The sequence below is a fragment of the Paenibacillus forsythiae T98 genome, from assembly GCF_000520735.1.
Lineage (GTDB): Bacteria > Bacillota > Bacilli > Paenibacillales > Paenibacillaceae > Paenibacillus_AQ > Paenibacillus_AQ forsythiae.
In genome coordinates, this window is sequence record NZ_ASSC01000143.1 from 1 (window position 1) to 5,296 (window position 5,296).

4 protein-coding genes and 1 pseudogene are annotated in these 5,296 nt (G+C 56.9%); 2 read left to right on the forward strand and 3 right to left on the reverse strand.

What is annotated here, in order from left to right; genetic code table 11:
* Nucleotides 1-439: pseudogene (locus L692_RS27815) on the forward strand (dihydroxy-acid dehydratase); the annotation flags it as partial.
* Nucleotides 440-553: 114 nt separating this feature from the next.
* Here L692_RS27815 and L692_RS0105510 read toward each other — a convergent pair.
* Together L692_RS0105510 and L692_RS0105515 are read right to left on the reverse strand one after the other, a co-directional pair.
* On the reverse strand, nucleotides 554-1,897 hold the full coding sequence (locus tag L692_RS0105510; protein WP_025697928.1) for a GH1 family beta-glucosidase: 1,344 nt from the start codon (nucleotides 1,895-1,897) through the stop codon (nucleotides 554-556).
* A 170-nt stretch (nucleotides 1,898-2,067) separates the two neighbouring features.
* Nucleotides 2,068-3,450, reverse strand: a complete 1,383-nt coding sequence (locus tag L692_RS0105515) for a polysaccharide deacetylase family protein (protein ID WP_025697930.1) — start codon at nucleotides 3,448-3,450, stop codon at nucleotides 2,068-2,070.
* A 239-nt stretch (nucleotides 3,451-3,689) separates the two neighbouring features.
* Here L692_RS0105515 and L692_RS0105520 point away from each other — a divergent pair, with 239 nt between their 5' ends.
* Nucleotides 3,690-4,883, forward strand: a complete 1,194-nt coding sequence (locus tag L692_RS0105520; RefSeq protein ID WP_025697932.1) for an AI-2E family transporter — start codon at nucleotides 3,690-3,692, stop codon at nucleotides 4,881-4,883.
* On the opposite strand, the gene L692_RS27820 is transcribed toward L692_RS0105520, so the two are convergent.
* Nucleotides 4,849-5,296: penicillin-binding transpeptidase domain-containing protein (locus tag L692_RS27820; protein ID WP_036722111.1), on the reverse strand; the 448-nt coding region annotated here is incomplete at its 5' end. The genes L692_RS0105520 and L692_RS27820 overlap by 35 nt on opposite strands.

Here is a 5,296-nt window from a genome sequence, read left to right on the forward strand (position 1 = left end):
CCAGGAGCAGGCGCTCGAAGGCATCGCCGGCGGCAAAGTCAAGGAAGGCCACGTTGTCGTTATCCGCTATGAAGGTCCGAAGGGCGGACCGGGCATGCCGGAAATGCTCGCCCCTACCTCGCAGATTGCGGGCATGGGCCTTGGCGCCAAGGTCGGCCTGATCACCGACGGCCGCTTCTCGGGCGCTTCCCGCGGCATCAGCATCGGCCATATCTCGCCGGAGGCCGCAGAGGGCGGACCGATCGCTTTTGTCCGGGACGGCGACATCATCGAGCTGGATCTGAACAACCGCAAGATTGAGCTGCATGTCAGCGATGAAGAGCTGGAGAACCGCCGCAAGGATTGGAAAGAATTCGAGCCGAAGGTGAAGACGGGTTATCTGGCCCGGTATTCCAAGCTTGTCACGAACGCGAGCAAAGGCGGCGTATTGAAGATCTAGCACCGCACTGACAGGCAAGCAGCACTCAGAGCCTCACAGACAATAGCAACAAGCCCGGAGGGCAATCGTCATTTGACGATGCTCTCCGGGCTTTATTTTATAGCTAGGTCCCGTTCAGCTCTCCACCTCGCCGGTTGCGATTACATCCTGATACCAGTAGAAGCTGTCTTTCGGGGTACGCGCAAGCGTATCGTAATCGACATGCACCAGACCGAACCGCATGCTGTATCCGTAGGACCATTCGAAATTGTCCAGCAGCGACCAGGCGAAATACCCTTTGACCGGAATGCCGCTTGAGATGCAGCGGTGAAGCTGGAGCAAATGCCTGTGCAAATAACCGATCCGCTTCGCGTCCGCCACGATTCCGTTGTCCGGTCCGTCATTATAGCAAGCCCCGTTCTCGGTAATATAGACGGGAATGTCACCGTAGCGGCTGTTGATATGGCTTAACACTTTATAGAAGCCTTCCGGATAAATCGGCCAGCCGATATCCGTCCGGTCCTCCCCCATTTCCACCGGCTTGCACGCCGTAAGACCCGCGCTTTCGTCATACTTCGCCAATGCTCCGGAATAATAGTTGATGCCCAGGATATCGATCTTCTCATGGATGAGCTCCATATCCCCTTTCTGGATCGGAACCTCCGCTCCTTTCTCGCGGAACCATTTCACCAGAAAAGACGGATACTCGCCCTTGAACACCGGGTCCATGAACCACTCCACATACCAGCCGATCTCGCGTTTGCAGGCCTCGATATCCTTCTTCCGGCCGCTGTACGGCTCCATCCAGGTCACATTGGGCGCATAGCCGATCTCTCCGGCAAGACCCAATTCCCGGAATTTCCGCACCGCGCTGCCGTGGGCAAGCAGGAGATGGTGGGCGACGGTAACGGCAGTCTGCAAATCCTTGTTTCCCGGCGCGTGGATGCCCAGATAATTGGACAGGAACGATACACACCAAGGCTCGTTAATCGTTAACCATTTCTTGATTTTGCCTCCAAGGCTGCGGAACACCGTTTCGGCATAAGCGGCAAATGCGTGGGCCGTGTCCCGGTTCTCCCATCCCCCCGAATCCTGGAGAGATTGCGGCAGATCCCAATGATACAGCGTGCATACCGGCTCGATGCCATTCTCAAGCAGGGCGTCAACGAAAGCATGGTAGAACTCAAGCCCTTTGGCGTTAAGCTCTCCCGTACCTTCCGGAAAAATGCGCGGCCATGCGATGGAGAAACGGTAAGATGTGATTCCAAGCTTCTTCATCAAGGCGATATCCTCATGGTACAGATGATAGCTGTCGCACGCTACATCGCCATTGTCCATGTTATCAACCTTGCCCGGGATGCGGGAAAAGGTATCCCAGATCGACATCCCTCTGCCATCTTCATTGTAAGCCCCTTCAATTTGATATGCAGCGGTTGCCGCTCCCCAGGCAAAATCCTGCGGAAACTGTACGGTTCGCATTGGTATGACCTCCTATTGTAATTAGGCTGGCAAATATACTCCGACACCTCTATATTACATTTTTGAAGGGGTGATGAGAATGATATTTATTTGTTTTTTGAAACATGTTCATGAATGGGCCGTACAATGCATTAAAATGCCCCGGACGAGCTCCTCATCCGGGGCATAAATTAATGGGCGTGAGCGCCGGGGAGTTCCTCATCCGTCAGATCATCCTCAAGCACCGCAGCGGCGTCCTGATGCTTGCGCAGCTTTGTCCCGGCGCATCGTTGTCCGTAAGTATCAAGCAGCTGCGACACCGGCATCGCGATGATCTTGGGGACGAGCGCCTCGCTGCGTTCTTTCAGCCGCGCCCCGCCGGCCGGATGGATCACGCTCAGCAGGATTCTGAGGTAGAACTTCGTAAGGCGGGCGAACAGTCCCTCCGGCAAATCCTTGACGGCGAAGCCGAACTTCTCCGGCCCCCGGTTAATCATGCTGACCCCGTACAGCGCCTTCGCTTCCGCGAGCGACTCGTCGCGGGCGACAATTCCGGCCAGGACCGGCAAATCCCTATCCATCCGCCGGATAATCCGGATCGCGAGCTGGGCGGCGGAACGGGACTGCATCCCGAACTCGAAGAGCTGCCGGTTGTCGACATGAATCTCAATGATGCGGTCACCCTTGTTCAGCGCCATGCCTCGGTCCAGCGTAACCGTCTTGCCCTGGTATTCGCGAAGACGGTAATGCAGAAACGGCAGATTCGGCGTTACCGTCCGCAGGCGGAACATATGGTGGAAGCACCGCTCCCAGATCAGCCAGACTCCGACCAGCAGGCGCCTGCCAAAGGACATCCGGGAGAGCGGCGATTTCTCCGCGGCCTTGATCATATCGTCGACCCGGATGCTGCGCAGTCCTCTTATTCCCGCTTCTTCCAGCGTGCGTTCCAGCGCGGACAGCATGTACTCCGGCGCCTCGGGGTCGGCTCCCAGCGTCATGCCGCAGTCATGCAGCAGCATGACTTCGCCGGGATTCAGGCGGGCCAGCATTTTTTCCGTCAGCCGCTCCGCTCCCAGCTTCTTGCGCCAATCGCCGAACATGGCCGACCACAGTACGATTTTGACCTGGCGGCGCTTCGAGAAATCGAACAGATTGACAATCCCCCAGGGCGGACGGTAGTACGTGCTGCGCTCGCCGGTGATTCCGTAAATAATATCCTGGGTGCGCTCAATTTGCTTGCGGACCGTGCTGGGGCGCATCAGCCAGTTGCTCTTGTGAATGTAGTTATGAATACCGATGAGGTGGCCTTCCGCATGCATGCGGCGAATCAGCTCGGGATGCTTCTCCGCGTGGGAACCGACCACAAAAAAAGTAGCCTTGGCGCCGTGCTTGTTCAGCAGATCAAGCAGCCTTGGCGTATATTGCGGGTCGGGACCATCGTCGAATGTGAGGGCAAACTCCTGACCCCCGGTTCCTTTTCGGAAGACGCGGTAACCGAAGAGTCGGCTGATAATGCCGGGAATAAAAGCATAAAATGATGAGATATAGAACAACCAGAGCAGCAAAGTCTCCATTTTTCTTCCCCGCTTTTCTCCATAGTTGAGTTGAGAGCCGCTCTTGCGTCTGCCGGGTGACAGGCGGGATACGGCCGAAGAGAGTGTTTTCAGCCTAAACGGTCGATATGAAGCCAGACATTACCCCCTATTTTACCACAGCTGCCAAAGAAAAAGACGGTTTTTTGGTAAAATCGTGTACAATGGAAAACAGGTCTGTATAAGAAAGCAATTCAAAACGTAAAGGAGTCGTTGAATCCATGCTGCCCCTGTATAAAAAATATTGGCGTACCTTTTTCGATATCGGACTGCTTGTGCTCACCGTCTACCTGGTCATGCTCGCCTTCAGCAAGCTGTACCAGCTGGCCGCTCCCGTGTTCCTCTCCTTCTTCGTGTTCATGCTGATCGAGCCTCTGGCAAGATTTCTGAACCGCAGGGGGCTATCCAAGCCTTTCGCCTCCGCCGTCTCCGTGCTGCTGTTCCTGATCCTGCTGCTGGGGTCGCTGTTTGGCGCGGGACTGCTGGTCGCATCGCAAGTGCTGCAGTTTCAGGAAAACCTTCCTCATTATACATATGTGATTCAGCAGCATTTTATGGAGCTTACCACCTGGCTTCAGCAGAAAATCGCGACCCTGCCGCCCAACCTGACCGAGAAGCTGAACGGCTATTTCAAAAGCGCCACCGATCTGCTGTCGGGCTGGCTGTATGTGTTCTTAAAATATATGTTCGGTGTCCTCGGCACGTTCTCTTCATTTATGGCGAATTTCGGGGTGGCGATCATTCTCGCCTTCTTTCTCAGCATGGAAATCAAGGATTGGCGGCGGATCGCGCATGACAAAATGCCGAAGACGTTCAAGACGGCCTATCGCTTCCTGCAGGGCAATGTCTTTAAAGCCATCGGCTCCTATCTGAAAGCGCAGCTGATCCTGATCTCGATTACGTTCGTCATCGTACTGGTGGGCCTGTTCATCCTCCGGACCGGAAACGAGCTTACGATGGCGCTCGTCTGCGCGGTGTTCGACGTGCTGCCGCTGCTGGGCGTGTCGACGATCCTGATTCCCTGGATCATCTACCTGTTCATCGTTGGCAGCACCCCGCTCGCGATCGGGCTTATCATACTCCTGGCGGTTGTGCTGCTTGTCCGCCAGCTGCTGGAGCCGAAGATCACCGGCAACTCCATCGGCGTCTCCTCGGCGTTCCTTATGCTGTCTTTCGTCATTCTGTCGACCTCGGCCTTTGGTGTGGCGGGACTGATTCTCTCCCCCATTCTGCTGATTCTGATCAAGGAGCTATTGCAACAGGGCTACCTCCAGCAGTGGATTTCTCTCCCGCAGGAGGAATTCATCGTGTCTCCGTTCGCTTACAGCGACGGGAACGGGACGCCGGAAGATACTTCCGCTGCGAAAGGGGAGACCGGAATCAGGCAGGAGGGGACTCCGCCAGAAGGTCCATAACCTCGCCGAACAGCCGGGTCGCGGTGTGGGAGCTTCCCGGAGCCGCGTTCTTGACCAGCACCGCGGCCGCGTACCTGGGCTGCTCGGCCGGACCGAAGCCGATGAACCATTGATTGCTGCGCGGCGCGCCCTTGACCAGAGTCTCCGCCGTACCGGACTTGCCCGCAAGCGCCCAGCGCGAGTCGCGCAGCGGCCGCCCCGTGCCGTCGGTCACGACCCGGCGCATCCAGAATCGCAGCAGCTTCGCGGTGCGCTCCGAGATGCGCCCCTCGGCGGCGGGCGCAAGATGCGGAGGCAGGTCCATCAGCTTCTGCCCATTGGCGAAATCGACCTCGCTCAGGATTCGCGGCGCGCGCACCTCGCCGCCATGCAGCAGCGTGACGATCAGGTTCGCCGCCTGCAGCGGCGTTACC